This window comes from Pseudomonas sp. NPDC089530, assembly GCF_050280705.1.
In the GTDB taxonomy this organism is placed as follows: domain Bacteria; phylum Pseudomonadota; class Gammaproteobacteria; order Pseudomonadales; family Pseudomonadaceae; genus Aquipseudomonas.
The window spans coordinates 1-23,388 of record NZ_JBNNVU010000087.1; the positions used below are offsets into that span (position 1 = coordinate 1).

30 protein-coding genes and 1 pseudogene are annotated in these 23,388 nt (G+C 64.1%); 19 read left to right on the top strand and 12 right to left on the bottom strand.

Annotation, left to right across the window (positions count from 1 at the left end):
- Positions 1 to 54: 54 nt before the first annotated feature.
- From ACQKQA_RS24370 to pilG, 4 genes and pseudogenes are all read right to left on the bottom strand, one after another.
- Positions 55 to 1,452, bottom strand: a pseudogene (locus ACQKQA_RS24370) (methyl-accepting chemotaxis protein); the annotation flags it as partial.
- A gap of 132 nt (positions 1,453 to 1,584) precedes the next feature.
- Complete coding sequence (locus tag ACQKQA_RS24375; protein ID WP_427563357.1) at positions 1,585 to 2,124, bottom strand: chemotaxis protein CheW; 540 nt, start codon at positions 2,122 to 2,124, stop codon at positions 1,585 to 1,587.
- Positions 2,125 to 2,134: 10 nt separating this feature from the next.
- On the bottom strand, positions 2,135 to 2,500 hold the full coding sequence (gene pilH, locus ACQKQA_RS24380) for a twitching motility response regulator PilH (RefSeq protein WP_007953328.1): 366 nt from the start codon (positions 2,498 to 2,500) through the stop codon (positions 2,135 to 2,137).
- 43 nt (positions 2,501 to 2,543) lie between these two features.
- Positions 2,544 to 2,951, bottom strand: a complete 408-nt coding sequence (pilG, locus tag ACQKQA_RS24385) for a twitching motility response regulator PilG (protein WP_427563359.1) — start codon at positions 2,949 to 2,951, stop codon at positions 2,544 to 2,546.
- Between the two features lie 235 nt (positions 2,952 to 3,186).
- On the opposite strand from pilG, the gene gshB reads away from it, so the two are divergent.
- The 7 genes from gshB (at position 3,187) to ACQKQA_RS24420 (ending at position 9,204) form a co-directional block, all read left to right on the top strand.
- Complete coding sequence (gene gshB / locus ACQKQA_RS24390; RefSeq protein WP_427563361.1) at positions 3,187 to 4,161, top strand: glutathione synthase; 975 nt, start codon at positions 3,187 to 3,189, stop codon at positions 4,159 to 4,161.
- 130 nt (positions 4,162 to 4,291) lie between these two features.
- A complete protein-coding gene (locus ACQKQA_RS24395; protein WP_427563363.1) occupies positions 4,292 to 5,191 on the top strand; it encodes a TonB family protein in 900 nt (299 codons plus the stop codon).
- A gap of 79 nt (positions 5,192 to 5,270) precedes the next feature.
- Entirely contained in the window at positions 5,271 to 5,840 is a 570-nt protein-coding gene (locus tag ACQKQA_RS24400; protein ID WP_427563365.1) for a YqgE/AlgH family protein, read from the top strand.
- Positions 5,840 to 6,277 (top strand): Holliday junction resolvase RuvX, encoded by a 438-nt coding sequence (ruvX, locus tag ACQKQA_RS24405; protein WP_009046019.1) that lies wholly within the window; start codon positions 5,840 to 5,842, stop codon positions 6,275 to 6,277. The genes ACQKQA_RS24400 and ruvX overlap by 1 nt, the downstream gene beginning before the upstream one ends.
- A gap of 121 nt (positions 6,278 to 6,398) precedes the next feature.
- Positions 6,399 to 6,905, top strand: a complete 507-nt coding sequence (gene pyrR / locus ACQKQA_RS24410; RefSeq protein WP_427563367.1) for a bifunctional pyr operon transcriptional regulator/uracil phosphoribosyltransferase PyrR — start codon at positions 6,399 to 6,401, stop codon at positions 6,903 to 6,905.
- A gap of 26 nt (positions 6,906 to 6,931) precedes the next feature.
- Positions 6,932 to 7,936 (top strand): aspartate carbamoyltransferase catalytic subunit, encoded by a 1,005-nt coding sequence (locus ACQKQA_RS24415; protein WP_427563368.1) that lies wholly within the window; start codon positions 6,932 to 6,934, stop codon positions 7,934 to 7,936.
- Entirely contained in the window at positions 7,933 to 9,204 is a 1,272-nt protein-coding gene (locus tag ACQKQA_RS24420; protein WP_427563370.1) for a dihydroorotase, read from the top strand. Before ACQKQA_RS24415 ends, ACQKQA_RS24420 begins: the two co-directional genes overlap by 4 nt.
- Before the next feature lie 109 nt (positions 9,205 to 9,313).
- On the opposite strand, the gene ACQKQA_RS24425 is transcribed toward ACQKQA_RS24420, so the two are convergent.
- Positions 9,314 to 9,733 (bottom strand): NINE protein, encoded by a 420-nt coding sequence (locus ACQKQA_RS24425; protein WP_427563371.1) that lies wholly within the window; start codon positions 9,731 to 9,733, stop codon positions 9,314 to 9,316.
- Between the two features lie 250 nt (positions 9,734 to 9,983).
- On the opposite strand from ACQKQA_RS24425, the gene ACQKQA_RS24430 reads away from it, so the two are divergent.
- The gene (locus ACQKQA_RS24430; RefSeq protein WP_427563373.1) at positions 9,984 to 10,631 is read left to right on the top strand and encodes a C40 family peptidase; all 648 of its coding nucleotides are present in this window, start codon (positions 9,984 to 9,986) and stop codon (positions 10,629 to 10,631) included.
- A gap of 72 nt (positions 10,632 to 10,703) precedes the next feature.
- Here the strand turns inward: ACQKQA_RS24430 and ACQKQA_RS24435 are convergent, their stop codons facing one another.
- Entirely contained in the window at positions 10,704 to 11,738 is a 1,035-nt protein-coding gene (locus ACQKQA_RS24435; RefSeq protein WP_427563375.1) for a type IV pilus twitching motility protein PilT, read from the bottom strand.
- A 57-nt stretch (positions 11,739 to 11,795) separates the two neighbouring features.
- Between ACQKQA_RS24435 and ACQKQA_RS24440 the strand changes: the two genes are divergently transcribed.
- The 10 genes from ACQKQA_RS24440 to ACQKQA_RS24485 all read left to right on the top strand — a co-directional run bounded on the left by ACQKQA_RS24440 (position 11,796) and on the right by ACQKQA_RS24485 (position 18,834).
- Positions 11,796 to 12,494, top strand: coding sequence for a YggS family pyridoxal phosphate-dependent enzyme (locus tag ACQKQA_RS24440; RefSeq protein WP_427563377.1), 699 nt, complete (start codon positions 11,796 to 11,798; stop codon positions 12,492 to 12,494).
- Positions 12,495 to 12,528: 34 nt separating this feature from the next.
- Positions 12,529 to 13,347, top strand: coding sequence for a pyrroline-5-carboxylate reductase (proC, locus tag ACQKQA_RS24445; RefSeq protein WP_427563379.1), 819 nt, complete (start codon positions 12,529 to 12,531; stop codon positions 13,345 to 13,347).
- Positions 13,348 to 13,357: 10 nt separating this feature from the next.
- Positions 13,358 to 13,948 (top strand): YggT family protein, encoded by a 591-nt coding sequence (locus ACQKQA_RS24450; protein WP_427563381.1) that lies wholly within the window; start codon positions 13,358 to 13,360, stop codon positions 13,946 to 13,948.
- A gap of 14 nt (positions 13,949 to 13,962) precedes the next feature.
- The gene (locus tag ACQKQA_RS24455; RefSeq protein WP_427563383.1) at positions 13,963 to 14,256 is read left to right on the top strand and encodes a DUF167 domain-containing protein; all 294 of its coding nucleotides are present in this window, start codon (positions 13,963 to 13,965) and stop codon (positions 14,254 to 14,256) included.
- Positions 14,257 to 14,465: 209 nt separating this feature from the next.
- Positions 14,466 to 15,605 carry a homoserine O-succinyltransferase MetX gene (gene metX, locus ACQKQA_RS24460; protein ID WP_427563385.1) on the top strand — a complete coding sequence of 380 codons (1,140 nt, stop codon included), beginning with the start codon at positions 14,466 to 14,468 and terminating at the stop codon, positions 15,603 to 15,605.
- A 10-nt stretch (positions 15,606 to 15,615) separates the two neighbouring features.
- Positions 15,616 to 16,236 (top strand): methionine biosynthesis protein MetW, encoded by a 621-nt coding sequence (gene metW / locus ACQKQA_RS24465; protein ID WP_023967992.1) that lies wholly within the window; start codon positions 15,616 to 15,618, stop codon positions 16,234 to 16,236.
- A 25-nt stretch (positions 16,237 to 16,261) separates the two neighbouring features.
- Positions 16,262 to 16,696 carry a DUF4426 domain-containing protein gene (locus ACQKQA_RS24470; protein WP_427563388.1) on the top strand — a complete coding sequence of 145 codons (435 nt, stop codon included), beginning with the start codon at positions 16,262 to 16,264 and terminating at the stop codon, positions 16,694 to 16,696.
- On the top strand, positions 16,693 to 17,289 hold the full coding sequence (gene rdgB / locus ACQKQA_RS24475) for an RdgB/HAM1 family non-canonical purine NTP pyrophosphatase (protein WP_427563390.1): 597 nt from the start codon (positions 16,693 to 16,695) through the stop codon (positions 17,287 to 17,289). Before ACQKQA_RS24470 ends, rdgB begins: the two co-directional genes overlap by 4 nt.
- Positions 17,286 to 18,488: a radical SAM family heme chaperone HemW gene (gene hemW / locus ACQKQA_RS24480; protein WP_427563392.1), complete on the top strand. Its 1,203-nt coding sequence runs from the start codon at positions 17,286 to 17,288 to the stop codon at positions 18,486 to 18,488. The genes rdgB and hemW overlap by 4 nt, the downstream gene beginning before the upstream one ends.
- A gap of 22 nt (positions 18,489 to 18,510) precedes the next feature.
- Positions 18,511 to 18,834: a DUF3392 domain-containing protein gene (locus ACQKQA_RS24485; RefSeq protein ID WP_007921199.1), complete on the top strand. Its 324-nt coding sequence runs from the start codon at positions 18,511 to 18,513 to the stop codon at positions 18,832 to 18,834.
- 60 nt (positions 18,835 to 18,894) lie between these two features.
- Here ACQKQA_RS24485 and ACQKQA_RS24490 read toward each other — a convergent pair whose 3' ends face one another.
- The 5 genes from ACQKQA_RS24490 to ACQKQA_RS24510 form a co-directional block, all read right to left on the bottom strand.
- Positions 18,895 to 19,680 (bottom strand): hypothetical protein, encoded by a 786-nt coding sequence (locus ACQKQA_RS24490; RefSeq protein WP_427563394.1) that lies wholly within the window; start codon positions 19,678 to 19,680, stop codon positions 18,895 to 18,897.
- Positions 19,681 to 19,782: 102 nt separating this feature from the next.
- Entirely contained in the window at positions 19,783 to 20,508 is a 726-nt protein-coding gene (gene trmB / locus ACQKQA_RS24495) for a tRNA (guanosine(46)-N7)-methyltransferase TrmB (RefSeq protein ID WP_427563396.1), read from the bottom strand.
- 9 nt (positions 20,509 to 20,517) lie between these two features.
- Positions 20,518 to 21,312, bottom strand: coding sequence for a thiazole synthase (locus ACQKQA_RS24500; RefSeq protein WP_007921204.1), 795 nt, complete (start codon positions 21,310 to 21,312; stop codon positions 20,518 to 20,520).
- A 67-nt stretch (positions 21,313 to 21,379) separates the two neighbouring features.
- Entirely contained in the window at positions 21,380 to 21,580 is a 201-nt protein-coding gene (gene thiS, locus ACQKQA_RS24505; protein WP_427563398.1) for a sulfur carrier protein ThiS, read from the bottom strand.
- A gap of 90 nt (positions 21,581 to 21,670) precedes the next feature.
- On the bottom strand, positions 21,671 to 22,042 hold the full coding sequence (locus tag ACQKQA_RS24510; RefSeq protein WP_427563400.1) for a DUF423 domain-containing protein: 372 nt from the start codon (positions 22,040 to 22,042) through the stop codon (positions 21,671 to 21,673).
- A gap of 73 nt (positions 22,043 to 22,115) precedes the next feature.
- On the opposite strand from ACQKQA_RS24510, the gene mtgA reads away from it, so the two are divergent.
- Positions 22,116 to 22,838, top strand: coding sequence for a monofunctional biosynthetic peptidoglycan transglycosylase (mtgA, locus tag ACQKQA_RS24515; RefSeq protein ID WP_427563402.1), 723 nt, complete (start codon positions 22,116 to 22,118; stop codon positions 22,836 to 22,838).
- Between the two features lie 88 nt (positions 22,839 to 22,926).
- Here the strand turns inward: mtgA and ACQKQA_RS24520 are convergent.
- Positions 22,927 to 23,388, bottom strand: a 462-nt coding sequence (locus tag ACQKQA_RS24520; RefSeq protein ID WP_427563404.1) for a sigma factor-like helix-turn-helix DNA-binding protein, incomplete at its 5' end; no start/stop codon positions are given.

A 23,388-nucleotide genomic window follows, 5' to 3' on the forward strand; every position in this document is an offset into this window, starting at 1 on the left:
GCGAGACCAGCCAGCCGACGGCCAGCGACGCCGCCGAGCTGAGCAGGAAGATCAGTGCACCACCTCGTTGCCCTTGTTGGCGATCTCCACCGAACGTTCGGCCACCGCCGAGGACTCGGCGGCGTTCGCCGACACCTGGTCGATGGACTGGGCCATGTCGTTGATCGCGGTGGAGGCTTCGCAAATCTGCTGGGCCTGATGCTCCGAGGCTTCGGCCAACCGCATGGCGGTGGCCTGGGTTTCCTGCACCGCGCCGGCGACCTGGCCGGCGGTGAGGTTGATGGTCGCCACCAGGTCCCGCAACTGGTCGACGGAATAGTTGATCGAGTCGGCGATGGTGCCGGTGAAGTCCTCGGTCACCGAGGCGGTCACCGTGAGGTCGCCGTCGGCCAGGTCCTCGATCTCGTCCAGCAGGCGCATGATCGCGTTCTGGTTGCGCTCGTTCTTCTCCGCGGTTTCATGCAACTGACGATTGGTTTCCTGCACCATCACCAGGCCGATCAGGATGATCGAAGCCAGCGCCGCCAGGCCCAGGACATAACCGCCGATGGTGTCCAGGGAACGCCCGCCGGCCAGGTTCTCGAAGCCGATAGCCAGGCGCGAGGCCTCGTCGAGCAGGGTTTGCGACAGGCTGAAGATATTGCTCGCCGACTCGCGGACCTGGAACAGCTCGGGGGAGGTTTCGAGGATTTCATCCACCGAGCCGGAGACGAACTGGAACAGCTCGCTGATCTCGCTCAGGCGCGCCCGCGCATCGCGGTCCTCCACCTGGCTGACCTTCAGCGTCGGGTTGCCCTGGAGCATGCCGCTGAGCACCTGGCCGAAACGCGCCGCGTCGCGGCCGAAGGCATCGGCGGCCTGCACCGCGTTCTCGTCGCCGGCCAGCACGGTATTCACCGCGCCGAGAATGCGCTCGGCCAACAGCGACTGGCGCTGCGCCATGGCCACCTGGGAAGCCGGCGCACCGCGCTGCAGGAGGATTTCCACGACCTTTTCATACTCGACCTGCAGCTGCGGCACGGTTTCCGCCAGGGTCGCGGCCACCTGGTGCAGGGACAGCACCGTCTGCTCGCTGGCCAGGATGGCGTCGGCGTTCTGCAGCAGCTTGTCCCAGTCCTGCTGCACCGCGTGCATTTCCTGGCGCACCGCCGGCGGCGCGGCGGGCAGGCCGGTGGCCGGGTCGCCTTTTTTCAGGTAGCCCCAGCGCTGGGCGAAATCGTTGCGCGCATCGCCCAGCAGCTTGAAGGCCGCAGCCTTGCCCGCCGCGGCCTCCGTGGCGTTCTTGGCGATGCGCTGGGACAGCACCCGCAGTTCGCCGGCGTGGCCGATGTACTGCTTGTCGTAAGTGGCCTGGGTGTTGAGGTACGCGAAGTTGGCGAACAGCAGCATGATGAACACGATCAGGGCGATGAACAGCACGATGATCTGCGAGCGGCTGCGCGATCCTTCCATTGGCTTGCCTGGTCTGGCTTTTAGTATCTGCACAGCTGGATTCCCGTTGTTCCGTTGCCCGCGATAGACCGCACACGGTGAGCCTGCAAAACCGCGTCATCCCTTTCGCAGGCAAGCCTCGCTTCTACAACATTAAAGTGCCACGTCCAGAAACCCCGGCGACTGCGCCAGGGCAAAGGGACTGAATACCCGCCAGACCTGCTCGCAGGGGAAATACCCCCGCAAATACGGCGCGATGGCGCCTTCTTCACTACCGCTGGCCGCCGTTTCCAGGCGGCTCTGGGCAAAGTGCTGCATGCCGGCCACTTCATCCACCATCAGGCCGGCGAACACTTCTTTATGTTCCACCACCAGCACCCGCCGCTGCTTGCGCAGCGCCGACAGCTCATGGCCGAAGAACCCGCACAGATCCATGATCGGCAGCAGCCGCCCGCGCAGGTTGGCCACGCCCTTGACCCAGGGCTTGACCCCGGGCAGCAGGGTATAACGGGGCTCGTGCAGGACTTCGCTGACCTCGCCCATCGGCGCGACATACCACTGCTCGCCGATACGAAAGCCGATACCGCTCCAGCCGTGCTGGCGGGTTTCCTGGGAAGGCAGGTCGGCGGCCAACAGGCGGCAGCGCTGGTCGATCTCCAGCAGCAGTTCGAAGGCGGTTTGCGACTCGGCCATGGCGCGGGCGTCAGCCGGCCAGGACGTTGTTCAGGGTCTTGATCAGGGTATCTTCGTCGACCGGCTTGGTCAGGTAATCCTTGGCGCCCTGGCGGGTGCCCCAGACCTTGTCGGTTTCCTGATCCTTGGTGGTGATGATGATCACCGGGATATGGCTGGTTTCCGCGTCCTTGGTCAGCTGGCGGGTGGCCTGGAAACCGTTGAGGCCCGGCATGACGATGTCCATCAGGACCGCGTCGGGTTTTTCCTGGCGCGCCAGGGCCACGCCGTCGGCGCCGTTCTCGGCCTTCAGGACTTCATGGCCGTGCTTTTCCAGCATGCCGGTCAGTTTGTACATTTCGGTCGGCGAGTCGTCGACGATCAGAATACGAGCCATGGTCTTCCCCATACGAATAGGCGTGCGGCCCGCGGGCCGGACCTCAATGTGCGTGTTCCGCTGCGGCGAACCCCGGCACATGGGCCTTGATCGCGCTCAGCAGCTCTTCCTTGCTGAAAGGCTTGGTCAAAAACTGGTCAGAGCCGACGATGCGACCCTTGGCCTTGTCGAACAGACCGTCCTTGGAGGACAGCATAATCACCGGCGTGTCCTTGAACGCGCTGTTGTTCTTGATCAGCGCGCAGGTCTGATAGCCGTCGAGCCGCGGCATCATGATGTCGACGAAGATGATGCCCGGGTGGTGGTCGGCGATCTTGGCCAGGGCCTCGAAACCGTCGACCGCGGTGATGACTTCACAGCCCGCATTCTTCAGTAGCGTTTCGGCCGTGCGGCGAATCGTCTTCGAATCATCGATCACCATCACCTTGAGGGCACTGGACTGCTGTTCCATATCTGCTCTACCGTCGCCACAGTGAATCGATTCTCTGCCCGTACTGCTGGCCGATGCCTCAAACCCTTGATGTTCAAGGCCTGAGCCCGGCATGCGAGCCTTTTTAGCATACTCTCCCCACGCAATCTATCGGCCGGCTGGCGCGGTGGTTTTTCCTTGACCGGGAACCGCCCGGGCGCCACTCTGACGCCACTTTTGCAAGCCTTGCGCCCACTAATTTTCGAGGAAACCGCCCATGAGCGTTCGCGTCGGGATAGTCATGGACCCCATCGCCAGCATCTCCTATAAAAAGGACAGCTCGCTGGCCATGCTGCTGGCCGCCCAGGAGCGCGGCTGGACCCTGTTCTATATGGAACAGAAAGACCTGTATCAGGCCGTCGGTGGCGTGGCCCGGGCCCGGATGCGCCCGCTGAAGGTCTTCGCCAACCCGGAAAAGTGGTTCGAACTGGAAGCCGAGACCGACAGCGCCCTGAGCGATCTGGACGTGATCCTGATGCGCAAGGACCCGCCGTTCGACATGGAGTTCGTCTACTCCACCTACCTGCTGGAGCAGGCCGAGCGCGACGGCGTGCTGGTGGTCAACAAGCCCCAGAGCCTGCGCGACTGCAATGAAAAGCTGTTCGCCACCCTGTTCCCGCACTGCACCCCGCCGACCCTGGTCAGCCGCCGCGCCGACGTACTGCGCGAATTCGCCGCGCAGCACGGCGACGTGATCCTCAAGCCGCTGGACGGTATGGGCGGCACCTCGATCTTCCGCCACCGCGCGGGCGACCCGAACCTGTCGGTGATCCTGGAAACCCTGACCGCCCTCGGTACCCAGCAGATCATGGCCCAGGCCTACCTGCCGGCGATCAAGGACGGCGACAAGCGCATCCTGATGATCGACGGCGAACCGGTGGATTATTGCCTGGCGCGGATTCCGGCCAGCGGCGAAACCCGTGGCAACCTGGCGGCCGGCGGTCGCGGCGAAGCCCGTCCGCTGACCGACAAGGACCGCTGGATCGCCGCCCAGGTCGGCCCGACCCTGCGGGAGAAAGGCCTGCTGTTCGTCGGCCTCGACGTGATCGGCGAGCACCTCACCGAGATCAACGTCACCAGCCCGACCTGCATCCGCGAGATCGACAACGCCTTCGGCACCAACATCGGCGCGACGCTGATGGATGCCATCGAGAAGAAGCTGCAAGCTGCGAGCCGCAAGCCACAAGCTTGACCGGCGTCACCTGCAGCTTGTCGCTTGAAGCTTGAGGCTTACGGCTTGAAACCAACATTGCGTTATCATGCGCCGCCTGTGAAACGCGCGATGTTGGTTTTGTGATGCCTTTTGTGATGTTAAGCCGCCAATGACTCTCCCTAACGATCTGCCCCCCGAGCTGGCCCACAGCGGTGTGCGCCCGGCCGATCGCCTGGGGTTTACCCTGTTCCTGGCCGCCCTTTTGCACATCGCGCTGATCCTCGGCCTGGGCTTCTCCTTCGCCGAACCCAAGCAGATCAGCAAGACCCTGGAAATCACCCTGGCCACCTTCAAGAGCGAAACCAAGCCGAAGAAGGCCGATTTCCTCGCCCAGGAAAACCAGGAAGGCAGTGGCACCCTGGACAAGAAGGCGATCCCCAAGACCACCGAGGTGGCGCCGTTCCAGGAAAACAAGGTGAACAAGGTCACCCCGCCGCCCCCGGCCAAGACCGAACCCAAGGAAGCCGCGCCCAAGGCCGCGGTCGCCACCACCGCACCCAAGCCGAAAAAGACCGTCACCCAGCGTGAAGAGGTCAAGACCGAGGTGCAGAGCAAGGCCCCGACGCCGACGTTCGACAGCTCGCAGCTGTCCAGCGACATCGCCAGCCTGGAGGCCGAACTGGCCCAGGAACAGCAGCTGTACGCCAAGCGCCCGCGCATCCACCGCCTGAGCGCGGCCTCGACCATGCGCGACAAGGGCGCCTGGTACAAGGACGAATGGCGCAAGAAGGTCGAGCGCATCGGCAACCTCAACTACCCCGAAGAAGCCCGGCGCAAGCAGATCTACGGCAACCTGCGGTTGATGGTGTCGATCAACCGCGACGGTTCGCTGTACGAAGTGCTGGTACTGGAATCCTCCGGCCAGCCGCTGCTGGACCAGGCGGCGCAGCGCATCGTGCGCCTGGCGGCGCCGTTCGCGCCCTTTACCGGCGACCTGTCGGATATCGACCGCCTGGAAATCATCCGCACCTGGAAGTTCGCCCGCGGCGACAAGCTGTCCAGCAACTGATCCCCATGCCTTTTGTAGGGACGAGAATGGGAGCATCACCAGCTTGTCAGCCGGCCCCCGCGCCGCCACACTAGCGCACATGAAGAACGTCAGCCCCAGCTACCTCAAGCATCACTTCCTGATCGCCATGCCGCACATGGCCGACCCGAACTTTGCCCACACCTTGACCTACATCGTCGAGCACAACGCCAATGGCGCCATGGGGTTGGTGGTCAACCGTCCGCAGGACCTGAACCTCGCCGACATCCTCGAGCAACTGCGCCCCGAGATCGACCCGCCGGCGCTCTGCCAGCATGTGCCGATCTTCATCGGCGGCCCGGTGCAGACCGATCGCGGTTTTGTCCTGCACCCCAGCGGCCCGACCTTCCAGGCCACGGTCGAGCTTGACGGCCTGTCGCTGTCGACGTCCCAGGACGTGCTGTTCGCCATCGCCGACGGCGTCGGCCCGGCCAAAAGCCTGATCGCCCTGGGTTATGCCGGCTGGGAAGCCGGGCAACTGGAAGCCGAGCTGGCGAACAACGCCTGGCTGACCTGCCCGTTCGACGCCGACATCCTGTTCAACACCAACAGCGAACTGCGTCTGGAAGCAGCGGCCCGGCACCTGGGCATCAATCTCGCCCTGCTGACCAGCCAGGCGGGCCACGCCTGATGGCCCTGCGACTGATCCTCGGGTTCGACTACGGCACCAAACAGATCGGCGTGGCGGTCGGCCAGGCCATTACCGGCCAGGCCCGCGAGCTGTGCACCCTGAAGGCGCAGAACGGCGTTCCGGACTGGAACCAGGTCGAAGCCCTGATCAAGGAATGGAAACCCGATGCCGTGGTGGTCGGCCTGCCGCTGAACATGGATGGCACGCCAAGCGAAATGTGCGTGCGCGCCGAGAAATTCGCCCGGCGCCTCAATGGCCGCTACAACCTGCCCTTCTATACCCACGACGAACGCCTGACCACCTTCGAGGCCAAGGGCGAACGCCTGGCCCGCGGCGGCCAGAAAGGCAGTTACCGCGACAACCCGGTCGACGCCATCGCCGCCGCCCTGCTGCTGCAAGGCTGGCTCGACGAAAATGCAGCGCTGTTGAACAACTGAAACGCCGAATCCTGAAGATGCATGGTCAACCCCGGCCACGCGCCTCCTGGCCACACACCAGCCGTAAGCCCCTGCGCCTTTTGCCGGATGCAACGAGGCGCGAGCCCACGAAGGAGCAATCATGAGCCTGCCCAACCCCGCCGAACTGATCAGCCAGATGGCCGTGCGCCTCACCGCCCACCTGAAACAACGCGCCATCGACGAACCCCGCTATATCGGCATTCGTACCGGCGGTGTCTGGGTCGCCCAGGCCCTGCTCGCCGAACTGGGCAGCGACGCGCCGCTGGGCACGCTGGATGTGTCTTTCTACCGCGACGACTTCAGCCAGAACGGCCTGCACCCGCAGGTGCGCCCTTCCGAGCTGCCGTTCGAAATCGAGGGCCAGCACCTGATCCTGATCGACGACGTGCTGATGAGCGGCCGCACCGTTCGCGCCGCCCTCAACGAACTGTTCGACTACGGCCGCCCGGCCAGCGTGACCCTGGTCTGCCTGCTGGACCTGGACGCCGCCGAGCTGCCGATTCGTCCGAATGTGGTCGGTGCCACCCTGTCGCTGGCCGCCCACGAGCGGGTAAAATTGTCCGGTCCTGCGCCGCTCCAACTCGAGCTTCAAGACCTCGCCCTTTAATTCGCCCTTGCCAAGAGTCCATTGCGATGACGCCTCTAGACGCCAAGCGCCCGCTGCAGCTCAACGATCAGGGCCAGCTGCGCCACTTCCTCTCGCTCGACGGCCTGCGTCGCGAGCTGCTGACGGAAATCCTCGACACCGCCGACTCCTTCCTCGAAGTCGGCGCCCGGGCGGTCAAGAAGGTCCCATTGCTGCGCGGTAAAACCGTGTGCAACGTGTTCTTCGAAAACTCCACCCGCACCCGCACCACCTTCGAACTGGCGGCCCAGCGCCTGTCGGCGGACGTGATCACGCTCAACGTGTCCACCTCCTCGGCGAGCAAGGGCGAGACCCTGCTCGATACCCTGCGCAACCTCGAGGCCATGGCCGCCGACATGTTCGTCGTGCGCCACGGCGACTCCGGCGCCGCGCACTTCATCGCCGAGCATGTGTGCCCGCAGGTGGCGATCATCAACGGCGGCGACGGCCGCCACGCCCACCCGACCCAGGGCATGCTCGACATGCTCACCATCCGTCGGCACAAGGGCGGCTTCGAGAACCTCTCAGTGGCCATCGTCGGCGACATCCTGCACTCGCGGGTCGCGCGCTCGAACATGCTGGCCCTGAAAACCCTGGGCTGCCCGGACATCCGCGTGATCGCCCCCAAGACCCTGCTGCCGATCGGCATCGAGCAGTACGGGGTGAAGGTCTACACCGACATGGCCGAAGGCCTGAAGGACGTCGACGTGGTGATCATGCTGCGCCTGCAGCGTGAACGCATGCAGGGTGGCCTGCTGCCGAGCGAGGGCGAGTTCTACCGCCTGTTCGGCCTGACCACCGCGCGCCTGGCCGGCGCCAAGCCGGACGCCATCGTCATGCACCCGGGGCCGATCAACCGCGGCGTGGAGATCGAATCGGCGGTGGCCGACGGCGCGCATTCGGTGATCCTCAACCAGGTGACCTACGGCATCGCGGTACGCATGGCCGTACTGTCCATGGCCATGAGCGGGCAAACCGCCCAGCGACAATTCGAGCAGGAGAACGCCCAGTGAAGCTCAGCATTCTCGGCGCCCGTGTCATCGATCCGGACAGCGGCCTGGATCAAATCAGCGATATCCATCTGGAAGCCGGCAAGATCGTCGCCATCGGCGCTGCTCCGGCCGGTTTCAGCGCAGCCGACAGCATCGACGCCAAAGGCCTGGTGGCCGCCCCCGGGCTGGTGGACCTGAACGTCTCCCTGCGCGAACCGGGCTACAGCCGCAAAGGCACCATTACCAGCGAAACCCGCGCCGCCGCTGCCGGTGGTGTCACCAGCCTGTGCTGCCCGCCCCGCACCAAGCCGGTGCTGGATACCTCGGCGGTGGCCGAGCTGATCCTGGATCGCGCCCGCGAAGCCGGCAATGCCAAGGTGTTCCCGATCGGCGCCTTGAGCAAAGGCCTGGACGGCGAGCAACTGGCAGAACTGGTGGCACTGCGCGACGCCGGTTGCGTGGCCTTCGGCGACGGCCTGGAAAGCTTTCGCAGCACCCGCACCCTGTGCCGGGCGCTGGAATACGCAGCGACCTTCGACCTGACAGTGATTTTCCACTCCCAGGACCGCGACCTGGCCGAAGGCGGCCTGGCCCACGAAGGCGCCACCGCCAGCTTCCTCGGCCTGCCGGGCATCCCGGAAACCGCGGAAACCGTGGCCCTGGCCCGCAACCTGTTGCTGGTGGAGCAAAGCGGCGTGCGCGCCCACTTCAGCCAGCTGACCAGCGCCCGGGGCGTGGCCCTGATCGCCCAGGCCCAGGCTCGCGGCCTGCCGGTGACCGCCGATGTGGCGCTGTACCAGCTGATCCTCACCGACGAGGCGCTGATCGACTTCTCCAGCCTCTATCACGTCCAGCCGCCGCTGCGCTCGCGCGCCGACCGCGAAGGCCTGCGCGAAGCGGTGAAGTCCGGGGTGGTCCAGGCCATTTCCAGCCATCACCAGCCCCACGAGCGCGACGCCAAGCTGGCGCCGTTCGGCGCCACCGAACCGGGCATCAGCAGCGTCGAGTTGCTGCTGCCGCTGGCCATGACCCTGGTGGAAGACGGCCTGCTCGATCTGCCGACCCTGCTGGCACGCCTGAGCAGCGGCCCGGCCGATGCCCTGCGCCTGCCTGCCGGCCGGCTGGCGGTGGGCGCCCCGGCGGACCTGGTGCTGTTCGACCCGAACACCTCTACCGTGGCCGGCGAACGCTGGCAGTCGAAGGGCGAGAACTGCCCGTTCCACGGCCATAGCCTGCCCGGCAAGGTGCGCTACACCCTGGTGGACGGCCGGATCAGCCACCAGGGCTGAGTCCGCACCACCTGTTTATCGCGGGCAAGCCTCGCTCCTACACGACCGCATGGACCTGTAGGAGCGAGCGGACGGCGATCCGACTTGCCCGCGATAACGCCCTCTAAAGCTAACTCCGCTGCGCGTTACGCAACGACACCTGGTCATTCAGCGTCCAGAAGTCATACAGCACCCCCAGAAAGAACAACCCACCCGTCACCAGGTACAGCAGACCGCTGATCCATTTGCCCTGGTACATGCGGTGCACGCCCAGAACCCCGAGAAAGGTCAGCAGGATCCAGGCGACGCTGTATTCGATGGGGCCCGGGGTGAAACGCAGGTCAGCCTCGCGATCCATGGCCGGGATCAGGAACAGGTCGATCAGCCAGCCGATACCCAGCAGGCCGAAGGTGAAAAACCACAGAGTCCCGGTAATCGGCTTGCCGTAATAAAAGCGGTGGGAGCCGGTAAAACCGAAAATCCACAACAGGTAACCGATCACTTTGCTGTGGGTGTCGTGGGTAGAACCGTCGGGGCGATAGGTGTTCATTGAGTACCTCATTCCACGCAATAGATAAATTTTCTTTGATTCTTTGTGACTTTTTTACAGGCGGTCGACGTGTGGCGAGTGCTAAGGTTTCTGCCGTGAAACCCTTGTCCCACCTGACTTCTGTCGGACAATTGCGGCAATTTGCCGCCTCTTCAGCGAATTTGCCCCCCAGGTTGAATCGACCAACGGCCTGGGAAGTGACAAAAAAGCTGTTATAAAGTTGCGCGCTAACCAACATGAGCCTTGCCTAATGCGTCCATTTTTCAAGACATGGCTAACCATTTGCCTATTGATGCCACTGGCCGCCCACGCCACCAATCGTGAGCAACGTCTTCCCTACGTGAATGGCTTCACCCCCAAAGCCCACGTGACCCAGATCAGCAAGACCCAAGCCGGCAAGAACAGCGCCAAGGACAAGCTGTCGGTCAAACGCCCGACGCACCTGAGCAGCGCCAGCAGCAAACCGGTCCCGCAGATGGCGGCCAAGCAGAGCAGCACCGTACTCAGCCGCGCCGTCAATGTGCTGGGCACCCCTTACCGTTGGGGCGGCAGCAGCCCGAGCAAAGGCTTCGACTGCAGCGGGCTGGTGAAATACGCCTTCAACGACGTCCCCGCCGTCGACCTGCCGCGCACCTCCAATGCCATGGCCAGCGGCCACGGGCAGAAGGTCGAGCGCAAGGACCTCAAGCCGGGCGACCTGCTGTTCTTCAACATCAAGAGCCGTCGGGTCAACCACGTTGCCATCTACCTGGGCAACGACCGCTTCATCCACGCACCGCGGCGCGGCAAGTCGGTGACCATCGACACCCTGAAGAAGCCGTACTGGGAGAAGAGCTACGTAGTGGCCAAGCGGGTCCTGCCAAAAGAGCAGAACAACCTGCGCATCGTTCAGCGCTGATTCCCCCCTGATCGCGAGCAATCGAGCCATGGCCGATTGCTCGCGATTGCATTTACCGCCCCCTCTCCTACATCAAATACTCTCCGGCGCCCGCGCCTGCTCCCGGGCCTGCTCGCGGCTGACCAGCCCCGCTTCCACCAACGCCTTCAGGCTCATGTCCAGGGTCTGCATCCCCAGCGCCCCGCCGGTCTGGATCGCCGAGTACATCTGCGCCACCTTGTCCTCGCGGATCAGGTTACGGATCGCCGCGGTCCCCAACATGATCTCGTGAGCCGCCACCCGGCCACCGCCGACGCGCTTGACCAGCGTCTGGGAAATCACCGCCTGCAGCGACTCCGAGAGCATGGAGCGGACCATCGCCTTCTCCTCGGCCGGGAACACATCCACCACCCGATCCACGGTTTTCGCCGCCGAAGTGGTGTGCAGGGTGCCGAACACCAGGTGCCCGGTCTCGGCGGCGGTCAGGGCCAGGCGGATGGTTTCCAGGTCGCGCAGCTCGCCGACCAGGATCACATCCGGGTCTTCGCGCAGGGCCGAGCGCAGTGCGCTGGAGAAGCTGCGGGTGTCGCGATGCACCTCGCGCTGGTTGATCAGGCACTTCTTCGGCTCATGGATGAATTCGATGGGGTCCTCGATGGTGAGGATGTGCTGATGCCGGTGCTGGTTCAGGTGATCGATCAATGCCGCCAGGGTGGTGGACTTGCCCGAGCCGGTCGGCCCGGTCACCAGCACCAGGCCACGGGGCACTTCGCTGATCCGGCGGAACACCTCGCCCATGCCCAGCTCGTCCAGGCTCGGCACCCGGTCCGCAATGCTGCGAAAGACCGCGCCGTTGCCGCGCTGATGGTTGAAGGCGTTGACCCGAAAGCGCGCCACGCCCGGTACCGCGAAGGAAAAGTCCAGCTCCAGCGCAGCCTTGAACTCGGCCCGCTGCGGGTCGCTCATGCTGGCGAGGATCAGCTCATGCACCTGTTGCGCCTCCAGCGCCGGCAGGTTGATCCGGCGAATATCGCCGTCGATGCGGATCATCGGCGGCAAACCGGCCGAGAGGTGCAGGTCCGAGGCGCCCTGTTTGACGCTGAAGGCCAGCAACTCGGTGATATCCATAGCGTTCCCCAATTCCAGTAGAATGCCGCGAACCCAAGAGCCGCTGGCGTACATCGAATGTCCACGATAGCAGACAACATTTCCCTGGTAAGTGCACGGATCCGCGCGGCGGCCCAGGCTTCGCAACGTGATGAAACAAGTATCCAGCTGCTGGCCGTGAGCAAGACCAAACCCGCCGTAGCGCTACGGGAAGCCTACGCCGCCGGGCTGCGCGACTTTGGCGAGAACTACCTGCAGGAAGCCCTGGGCAAGCAGGCGGAACTTGGCGATCTGCCCTTGAGTTGGCACTTCATCGGCCCCATTCAGTCGAACAAGACGCGCGCTATCGCCGAGAACTTCGCCTGGGTGCACTCCGTGGATCGCTTGAAAATCGCTCAACGCCTGTCCGAGCAACGCCCGGCCGACCTGCCGCCGTTGAACATCTGCATTCAGGTCAATGTCAGTGGCGAAGCCAGCAAGTCCGGCTGCACACCAGCCGACCTGCCCGCCCTGGCCAGCGCCATCGGCGCCCTGCCGCGCCTGAAGCTGCGCGGGCTGATGGCGATTCCCGAGCCGACCGACGATCGTGCCGCCCAGGACGCCGCCTTCGCCGCCGTGCGCCAGCTGAACGACGAGCTGCGCGAGCGCCTGAACCTGCCGACCGACACACTTTCCATGGGCATGAGCCACGACCTCGAAGCGGCCATCGCCCAAGGCGCCACCTGGGTACGTATCGGTACCGCCCTGTTTGGCGCCCGCGACTATGGCCAGCCATGACCGTGGCGGCCTCACCTCTGTATAAGGACCTGTCATGAGCAAGACTCGTATCGCCTTTATCGGCGCCGGCAACATGGCTGCCAGCTTGATCGGCGGCCTGCGCGCCAAGGGCCTGGACGCCAGCCAGATCCGCGCCAGCGACCCGGGCGCCGAAACCCGGGCCAAGGTCCAGGCCGAGCACGGCATTGAACTGTTCGCCGACAACGCCCAGGCCATCGAGGGCACCGACGTGGTGGTGCTGGCGGTCAAGCCACAGGCCATGAAGGCTGTGTGCGAAGCCCTGCGCCCGAGCCTGAAACCGCACCAGCTGGTGGTATCCATCGCCGCCGGCATCACCTGCGCCAGCATGGGCAAATGGCTCGGCGAGCAGCCAATCGTGCGCTGCATGCCCAACACCCCGGCCCTGCTGCGCCAGGGCGCCAGCGGCCTGTACGCCACCGCCGCGGTGAGCGCAGAACAACGCCAACAGGCGCAAGAACTGCTGTCGGCCGTGGGCATCGTCCTGTGGCTGGAGCAGGAGCAGCAGCTGGACGCGGTCACCGCCGTATCCGGCAGCGGCCCGGCGTATTTCTTCCTGCTGATCGAAGCCATGACCGCCGCTGGCGAGAAGCTCGGCCTGCCCCGGGAAACTGCCGCGCAACTGACCCTACAGACCGCTCTGGGCGCGGCGCACATGGCGGTGTCCAGCGATGTGGACGCCGCCGAACTGCGCCGCCGCGTGACCTCGCCGGCCGGTACCACCGAGGCGGCGATCAAGTCTTTCCAGGCCAGCGGCTTCGAGGCCCTGGTGGAAAAAGCATTGGGTGCCGCCGCACACCGCTCGGCCGAGATGGCCGAACAACTGGGCCAATAAGGAGCCAACGATGATTGGATTGAACACTGCGGCGGTGTACGTGCTGCAAACCCTGGGCAGCCTGTACCTGCTGATCGTGTTGCTGCGTTTCGTGCTGCAACTGGTACGCGCCAACTTCTACAACCCGCTGTGCCAGTTCGCCGTACGCGCCACCCAGCCGCTGCTCAAGCCGATGCGCCGGGTCATCCCGAGCCTGTTCGGCCTGGACATGTCGTCGCTGATCCTGGCGATCGTCGTGCAACTGCTGCTGATGGCCCTGACCCTGCTGCTGACCTACGGCACCACCGGTAACCCGGTGCAATTGCTGATCTGGTCGATCATCGGCGTGACCGCGCTGTTCCTGAAGATCTTCTTCTTCGCCCTGATCATCAGCGTGATCCTGTCCTGGGTCGCCCCGGGCAGCCACAACCCCGGCGCCGAGCTGGTCAACCAGATCTGCGAGCCGGCTCTGGCGCCGTTCCGCCGCATCCTGCCGAGCATGGGCGGCCTGGATATCTCGCCGATCCTGGCATTCATGGTGCTCAAGCTGCTCGACATGCTGGTGATCAACAACCTGGCCGCCATGACCATGATGCCGGAAATCCTGCGTCTGCTGATCTGACCCAGGCCTGTGCGATGAGCTACTTTCGCTGGGACGGCGACGACCTGATCCTGGAGTGCCACCTGCAACCTGCGGCCCGTAGCGATGACTTCGCCGGGCTGCATGGCGAGCGCCTGAAGATCCGCCTCACCGCGCCGCCGGTGGAAGGCAAGGCCAACGCCTACCTCATGGCGTTCCTGGCCAAGGCCTTCGGCGTGTCCAAGAGCCAGGTCAGCCTGGTCAGCGGCGAGCTGAACCGGCAGAAACGGGTGCGGATCAACGCGCCGAAAAAACTGCCGGATCTGCCCGGACTACAGCGCCCTTCCTGATCCCCCCTGTGGCCGCTGCCGCAGGCTGCGATAAGGCCCTAAGGGGCCTTCGAGGCCCTCAAGAGCACGTCTCCTGCGGAGCCGATCGCAGCCTTCGGCAGCGGCTCCAGGGATCGCCACAACCCGAGACAGAATCAACCCCGGCCTTGGCTTGCCGCTGGGGGCAGCGGTCTTTAGACTTACGCCTCATTTGAACGAGAGCAGGGTCGATGCCAACTGCCTTTCCCGCCGATTCCGTTGGTCTGGTGACGCCGCAAGTGGCGCACTTCAGCGAGCCCCTGGCCCTGGCCTGCGGCCGCTCCCTGCCAGCCTACGATCTGATCTTCGAGACCTACGGCCAACTGAACGCCACGGCGAGCAACGCCGTGCTGATCTGCCACGCCCTGTCCGGCCACCACCACGCCGCCGGCTACCACAGCCCCGACGACCGCAAGCCGGGTTGGTGGGACAGTTGCATCGGCCCGGGCAAGCCGATCGACACCCACAAGTTCTTCGTCGTCAGCCTGAACAACCTCGGCGGCTGCAACGGCTCCACGGGCCCCAGCAGCATCAACCCGGACACCGGCAAGCCGTTCGGTGCCGACTTCCCGGTGCTGACCGTGGAAGACTGGGTGCACAGCCAGGCACGCCTGGCCGACCGGCTCGGCATCTCGCAGTTCGCCGCCGTGATCGGTGGCAGCCTGGGCGGCATGCAGGCCCTGCAATGGACCATCACCTACCCGGACCGGGTACGTCATTGCCTGGCGATCGCCTCGGCCCCCAAGCTGTCGGCGCAGAACATCGCCTTCAACGAAGTGGCGCGCCAGGCGATTCTCACCGACCCCGAGTTCCACGGCGGCTCGTTCCAGGAACAGGGCGTGATCCCCAAGCGCGGGCTGATGCTGGCGCGGATGGTCGGGCACATCACCTACCTGTCCGACGACTCCATGGGCGAGAAATTCGGCCGGGGCCTGAAGAGCGAGAAGCTCAACTACGACTTCCACAGCGTCGAGTTCCAGGTCGAAAGTTACCTGCGTTACCAGGGCGAGGAGTTCTCCGGGCGTTTCGACGCCAACACCTACCTCCTGATGACCAAGGCGCTGGACTACTTCGATCCGGCGGCGAACTTCGACGATAACCTGGCGAAAACCTTCGAAGGGGCCAAGGCCAAGTTCTGCGTGATGTCCTTCACCACCGACTGGCGTTTCTCCCCGGCCCGCTCGCGGGAGCTGGTGGATGCGCTGATGGCCGCGCGCAAGGACGTCAGCTACCTGGAAATCGACGCCCCACAGGGCCACGACGCCTTCCTGATTCCGATCCCGCGCTACCTGCAGGCGTTCGGCAACTACATGAACCGAATTACCCTGTGAGGAGCCCGTCATGAGAGCGGATCTGGAAATCATCCAGGAATGGATCCCCGCCGGTAGCCGCGTGCTCGACCTCGGTTGCGGCGATGGCGAGCTGCTGACCTGGCTGCGCGATCACAAGCAAGTCACCGGCTACGGCCTGGAAAACGACCCGGACAACATCGCCGAATGCGTGGCCAAGGGCATCAACGTCATCGAGCAGGACCTGGACAAGGGCCTGGGCAACTTCGCCAGCAACAGCTTCGATATCGTGGTCATGACCCAGGCCCTGCAGGCCGTGCACTACCCGGACCGGATCCTCGACGAAATGTTGCGGGTCGGCCGCCAGTGCATCATCACCTTCCCCAACTTCGGCCACTGGCGCTGCCGCTGGTACCTGGCCAGCAAGGGGCGGATGCCGGTCTCCGAGTTCCTGCCGTACACCTGGTACAACACGCCGAACATCCACTTCTGCACTTTCGAGGACTTCGAGGAGCTTTGCCGCGAACGCGAGGCCAAGGTCATCGATCGCCTTGCGGTGGATCAACAGCACCGCCATGGGTGGGCCAGTAAGCTATGGCCTAATCTGTTAGGTGAGATCGGCATCTACCGCGTCAGCAGCCCCGGCCTGCAGGACCACCAGATCGCGGTATAAACCAGGTACAGCAAGGAGAACGATCATGGGTCGCTTGGTTACTTTTCTATTGGCGGCGTGCCTCGGCGCATCGGCGCTGGCCGCCGAGCCCATCAAGGGCGAGCGCCAGGAAGTGTTCGGTGATGTGACTGTGCACTACAACACCTTCAATTCCACCTTCCTGCAGCCGGATATCGCCAAGGCTGCGGAGCTGATCCGCAGCAAGAACCAGGGCGTGATCAACATTTCCGTGCTCAAGGCCGGCAAGCCGCAGGTCGCCCAGGTCACCGGGACCATCAAGGACCTGACCAGCCAGTCGGTGCCGCTGAAATTCAAGCAGGTGACCGAACAGGGCGCGATCTACTACATCGCCCAGTACCCGGTGGAACAGCAGGAAACCCGCACCTTCGACATCAAGGTGCAGACCGGCGACACGGTCAACACCATCAACTTCAACCAAGAGCTTTTCCCCGGCGAATGATGACTTTTACCCAACTCGTACTGGCCAGCCATAACGCCGGCAAGCTCAAGGAACTCCAGGCCATGCTCGGCGAATCGGTGCACCTGCGCTCGATCGGCGAGTTCAGCAGCGTCGAGCCGGAAGAAACCGGCCTGTCGTTCGTCGAAAACGCCATCCTCAAGGCCCGCAACGCGTCGCGCATTTCCGGTCTGCCGGCCCTGGCGGACGATTCGGGCCTGGCAGTGGACTTCCTCGGCGGCGCCCCCGGCATCTACTCGGCGCGCTACGCCGACGGCCAGGGCGACGCGGCGAACAACGCCAAGCTGCTGGCGGCCCTGAAGGACGTCCCCGAAGCCGAGCGCGGCGCGCAGTTCGTGTGTGTGCTGGCGCTGGTGCGGCACGCCGACGATCCGCTGCCGATCCTCTGCGAAGGCCTGTGGCACGGACGCATCCTCACGGCCGCCAGCGGCGAACACGGTTTCGGCTACGACCCGCTGTTCTGGGTGCCGGAGCGCGATTGCTCCAGCGCCGAACTCAATCCCAAGGAAAAGAACCAACTCAGCCATCGCGCCCGCGCCATGGCCATTCTGCGGCAACGCCTGAGCCTGCAATGACCATCGATTCGTCCGCGTCGCCGCTGATTCTCGGCGGCGCGCCAACGCCCCGGGCGGCCCTGCCCCAGTTGCCGCCCCTGGCGCTGTACATCCACATTCCGTGGTGTGTACGCAAATGCCCTTACTGCGACTTCAACTCCCACGCCGCAAGCCCCGTGCTGCCGGAAGAAGAGTACGTCGACGCCCTGCTGGCCGACCTCGAACAGGACCTGCCCGCCGCCTACGGCCGCGAGCTGAGTTCGATCTTCTTCGGCGGCGGCACGCCAAGCCTGTTCAGCGCCCAGGCCCTGGGCCGCTTGCTCGAAGGCGTGCAGCAACGCATTCCCTTCGCCGCCGATATCGAAATCACCCTGGAAGCCAACCCCGGGACCTTCGAGCAGGAGAAGTTCACCGCCTATCGCGCCCTGGGCATCAATCGCCTGTCGATCGGCATCCAGAGCTTCCAGGAAGACAAGCTCAAGGCCCTGGGCCGCATCCACAACGGCGACGAAGCGGTACGCGCCGCAGGCATGGCACGCCAGGCCGGGTTCGACAACTTCAACCTGGACCTGATGCACGGCTTGCCGGACCAGTCCCTGGACGATGCCCTGAGCGACCTGCGCCAGGCCATCGCCATGAAGCCGACCCACCTGTCCTGGTACCAGCTGACCCTGGAGCCCAATACGGTGTTCTGGAACCAGCCGCCGACGCTGCCGGAAGACGACACCCTGTGGGATATCCAGGAAGCCGGCCAGGCGCTGCTGGCTGAGCACGGCTACGCCCAGTACGAAGTCTCGGCCTATGCCCAGCCCGGCCGGGCGGCGCGGCATAACCTGAACTACTGGAGCTTTGGCGATTTCATCGGTATCGGCGCCGGCGCCCACGGCAAGCTCAGCCATCCCGACGGGCGCATCGTGCGCACCTGGAAGACCCGCCTGCCCAAGGACTACCTCAACCCGGCGAAAAGCTTCAAGGCCGGCGAGAAGGCCCTGGCCAACGACGAGCTGCCGTTCGAGTTCCTGATGAACGCCCTGCGCCTGACCGAGGGGGTCGAGGCGCGGCTGTACCCGGAACGCACCGGGTTGCCCCTGGAAAGCCTCGCCGAAGGTCGCCGCGAGGCCGAACGAAGCGGCCTGTTGCAGGTCGAACCGTCACGCCTGGCCGCGACCCCGCGCGGCCAGCTCTTCCTCAATGACTTGCTGCAGAAATTTCTGAGCTGATTTCAGCCCTAAGGGAAACCACATGGATTTGATACTCGACCTGCTCGCCACGGTGTCCCGCTGGAGTCGCAGCAACCTCTCCGAAATCTCCCTGGCCCTCGTCGGCTGCCTGCTGGTGCTGTTCGGCGCCGATATCAAAGGCTGGGTCGAAGCCCGCCTGGGCGGCCTGGCCGGCGCCCTGCGCGTACCGATGATGGCGCTGCTGTGCATGATCGGCAGCGGCGCGGCGCTGATCTACGCCACGCCCTGGATCGTCCGCGGCCTGAGCCAGTTCAACAACTACAGCCTGGCGCCGGTGCTGCTGGTTGTCCTGGTACTCATTGGGGTCGTCGCCGATCGTCGCTGAGTCGAAAACAACCCAAAATGAATATGGACGCGACGCTTCCCGCCCGCCCACAGGGGTCATCTATTTAACGCTGGATTTGACCTCATGGCGGATCATCGCTCTGAGCCCGTAATAGTCCTGGCAGCCCAGCGCTTCAGCGTTATCCAGATACACCATGCTCTGACTGTCGTGCCGGTCGCTGGCGTTTACCCGTGTCAGCGCAAGAATGTAATTGGCTTCAGCCCGATATTGTTCTTCTGACAACATCAACGCGACAGCGCGGGCGCGCATGGCCGCCACCACACCTTGCTGCGTTTGCGGCGCCCTTTCGTCCAGGAAACACAGGGACCGCTTGGCCTGAAGCGGATAATCGCCAGCATGAGCGTCGGATTTGCTCAACAACTGTTCCAGCGACTGCAGGAATTTCAAATGATCGGCGTTGTGCAAATCAGACCGTTCATAGGCTTTGTCGCACAAATGGTAGTAACCCACCGCGGCAGCCAGTAACCCTTGATCCATGGCTTTCTGGTACAGGCCGCAAGTCTCCAGGCGGGTTCGCTCAGAGAACTTCGGATTGTCCTGCAGACTGGCCAGCATGTACGTTGCCAGCGTGTGTCCGCCATCCGATGCGTGTTTCAAATTATCGGCAAGCGCTTCAATATCGCCCTCTGCAACGCGCAATTGCTCCGGGGTATATTCGAGCGTTTCCCCAGCGGCCTCTCGCCTGATGAGCTCATTGACTTCCCGCTCGATCTTTACCGCCGTTCTCTGCGCACTTGCAAAGTATTCCTCAGGGGTGACTACCCGTTCGCAGGCTGCGCAAAACAATAAACCCAGAACCAGCGTACAGGCGAAAATGGCTTTCAAGACTCGTCTTCCTTTACAAGTGGGGGGACGTAGAGCTTTCGGCGGATCGCCACCAATCTTGAATGCACCCCAAAAACGACTGTAGGAGGTATTGCGTGATGCTTAGGACTGCTTTTCGAACTTCAGGTCCCAAACACCATGCCCCAGTCGCTCGCCGCGGCGCTCGAACTTGGTGATCGGCCGCTCGGCCGGGCGTGGCACGCACTTGCCGTCTTCGGCCAGGTTGCGGTAACCCGGCGCGACATTCATCACTTCCAGCATGTACTCGGCATACGGCTCCCAGTCGGTGGCCATGTGCAGGATGCCGCCGACCTTCAGCTTGCTGCGCACCAGCTCGGCGAAGGACGCCTGGACGATACGCCGCTTGTGGTGCCGGCTCTTGTGCCACGGATCGGGGAAAAACAGCATCAGGCGATCCAGGCTGTTATCGGCGATGCAGCGGTTGAGCACTTCGATCGCATCGCAATCGTAGACCCGTAGGTTGGTCAGGCCCTGGGTCAGCACGCCATTGAGCAGCGCGCCAACACCCGGACGGTGCACTTCCACACCGATGAAATCCTGCTCCGGCGCGGCCGCGGCCATTTCCAGCAGCGAGTGACCCATGCCGAAGCCGATTTCCAGGGAGCGTGGCGCGGAGCGGCCAAACACCTGATCGTAGTCCACCGGCGCATCGGCCAGCGGCAGCACGTACAGCGGCGCGCCCTGCTCCAGGCCGCGTTGCTGGCCTTCGGTCATGCGCCCGGCGCGCATCACGAAACTCTTGATGCGGCGGTGTTGGCGCTCGTCGCCGGTTTCCGGCTGGATTGGCGTGTCGTTTGATTCAGTCATCAATGGCTCTTACTTGATCAGACCATCCAGCGGCGAGGAGGCGCTGGCATAGAGTTTCTTCGGCATGCGGCCGGCGAGGTACGCCAGGCGGCCTGCCACGATGGCGTGCTTCATGGCCTCGGCCATCAGCACCGGTTGTTGCGCGTGGGCGATGGCCGAGTTCATCAGCACCGCTTCGCAGCCCAGCTCCATGGCGATGGTGGCGTCAGAAGCGGTGCCGACACCGGCATCCACCAGCACCGGAACCTTGGCTTCTTCGAGAATGATCTGCAGGTTGTACGGGTTGCAGATCCCCAGGCCAGTACCGATCAGGCCGGCCAGCGGCATGACCGCGATGCAGCCCATTTCCGCCAGCTGGCGGGCGATGATCGGGTCATCGCTGGTGTACACCATGACGTCGAAACCTTCCTTGACCAGCACTTCGGCGGCCTTGAGGGTTTCCAGCACGTTGGGGAACAGGGTCTTCTGGTCGGCCAGCACTTCCAGCTTCACCAGGTTGTGGCCGTCGAGCAGCTCACGGGCCAGGCGGCAGGTGCGCACAGCTTCGACCGCGTCATAGCAACCGGCGGTGTTCGGCAGGATGGTGTAGCGATCCGGCGGCAGGATATCCAGCAGGTTCGGCTCGCCCGGGTTCTGACCGATATTGGTCCGGCGCACGGCGACGGTGACGATCTCGGCCCCCGAGGCTTCGATGGCCAGGCGGGTTTCTTCCATGTCACGGTACTTGCCGGTACCTACCAGTAAGCGCGACTGGTAAGTACGACCGGCCAGGACGAAAGGCTTGTCGCTGCGAACGTTGCTCATCGGAAATCCTCTGTTGGGGTGAGGTTCTTGCAGAATGCGTGGGTGGGGCCAGCCGTGGCCCGGGTGGCTAGCCGCCGCCGATGGCGTGGACGACTTCGACCTGATCGCCCTCGTTGAGGATGGTCTCGGCGTGCTGGCTGCGCGGGACGATATCCAGGTTGAGTTCGACCGCGATCCGGCGTCCAGTCAGGTCCAGACGGGTCAGCAGGGTCGCAACGGTCTCGCCGTCGGGCAGTTCATAGGATTCGCCGTTCAACTGAATGCGCATGCCGGATGCCGCCATCATTTTTAGGGGCCAGCATTCTAGCCCGATCAGTCTGGCCGACCCAAGCCATTCGTCTCGAAATGGACCTGCCGGTCAGCTCAGCCGCCAGGCGGCAAGACCCAGGCACAGCCAGCCGATCAGGAAGGCCAGGCCGCCCAGCGGAGTGACGATGCCCAGCTTGCCGATACCGGTCAGGGTCAGCAGGTAGAGGCTGCCGGAAAACAGCAGGATGCCGAGGGCGAACGACGCGCCGGCCCAGCTCACCAGACGACCGGGAATCTGCGTGGCCAGCAGCGCCACGCCCAGCAGCGCCAGGGTGTGTACCAGCTGGTAAGTGACGCCGGTCTGGAAAATCGCCAGGTATTCGGCGCTCAGGCGGTTTTTCAGGCCATGGGCCGCAAAAGCCCCCAGGGCAACGCCGGTAAAGCCGAAAAAAGCGGCCAGCATCAGGAAGCCACGCAGCATGAGGAACTCCAGTCAGAATCAGCGAGCGGGCCTGTATAATGGCGCGCTCAACGGGTTCGGCCAAGCCATCTCTATGCTGCGTTTCTATTTCCGTCACCTCTCTAAAGCCCTGCTCTGGTTCGTCGCTGGTAGCGTCCTGCTGGTGTTGCTGTTCCGTGTCGTGCCGCCGCCCGGCACGGCGCTGATGGTCGAACGCAAGATCGAATCCTGGGTCGACGGCGAGCCTATCGACCTGCAACGCAGCTGGAGACCCTGGGACGAGATCTCCGACGACCTGAAGGTGGCGGTGATTGCCGGCGAAGACCAGAAATTCCCCGAGCACTGGGGCTTCGATATCGATGCGATCCAGGCCGCCTTCGCCCACAACGAACGCGGCGGTTCGATCCGTGGCGCCAGCACCCTGAGCCAGCAGGTGGCGAAGAACCTGTTCCTGTGGTCCGGACGCAGTTGGCTGCGCAAAGGCCTGGAGGCCTGGTTCACCGGGCTGATCGAGGTGTTCTGGCCCAAGCAACGGATTCTCGAGGTCTACCTCAACAGCGTCGAGTGGGACGAAGGCGTGTTTGGCGCCGAAGCCGCGGCGCAGCATCACTTCGGCGTCAGTGCGCGCTCGCTGTCGCGACAACAGGCCAGCCTGCTGGCCGCAGTCCTGCCCAATCCACGGGTGTGGAGCGCCAGCCATCCAAGCCCTTATGTGGCCCAGCGGGCCGGCTGGATTCGCCGGCAGATGAGCCAGCTGGGTGGGGACAGCTATCTGCTGGGGCTGAACGATTCGCGCAAGGCGTTGTGGGACCAGTGACAGCGGGGAGCTGATCGCGGGCAGACGCCCCGGCCCCACAAACAAAAACGCCCCGATCAAATCGGGGCGTTTTGCATGACGCGGCGGATTACGCGGAAATCGACAGCTTGAGCTTGTTCATCGCGCTCTTTTCCAGCTGACGGATACGCTCGGCCGAGACGTTGTACTTCTGCGCCAGGTCGTGCAGCGTGGCTTTTTCTTCCGCCAGCCAGCGCTGGTAGAGGATGTCACGACTGCGGTCGTCCAACACTTCCAGCGCCTCATGCAGGTTGCTGGTGGAGTTGTCGGTCCAGTCGGCGTCTTCCAGTTGGCGCGCCGGGTCGTAGCGGTGGTCTTCCAGGTAGTTGGCCGGCGATTGGAAGGCGCTGTCGTCGTCCGCTTCCGCGGCTGGGTCGAAGGCCATGTCATGGCCAGTCAGGCGGCTTTCCATCTCGCGCACTTCGCGCGGCTCGACACCGAGGCTTTCCGCCACACGGTGGACTTCTTCGTTGTTCAACCAGGCCAGGCGTTTCTTCTGGCTGCGCAGGTTGAAGAACAGCTTGCGCTGGGC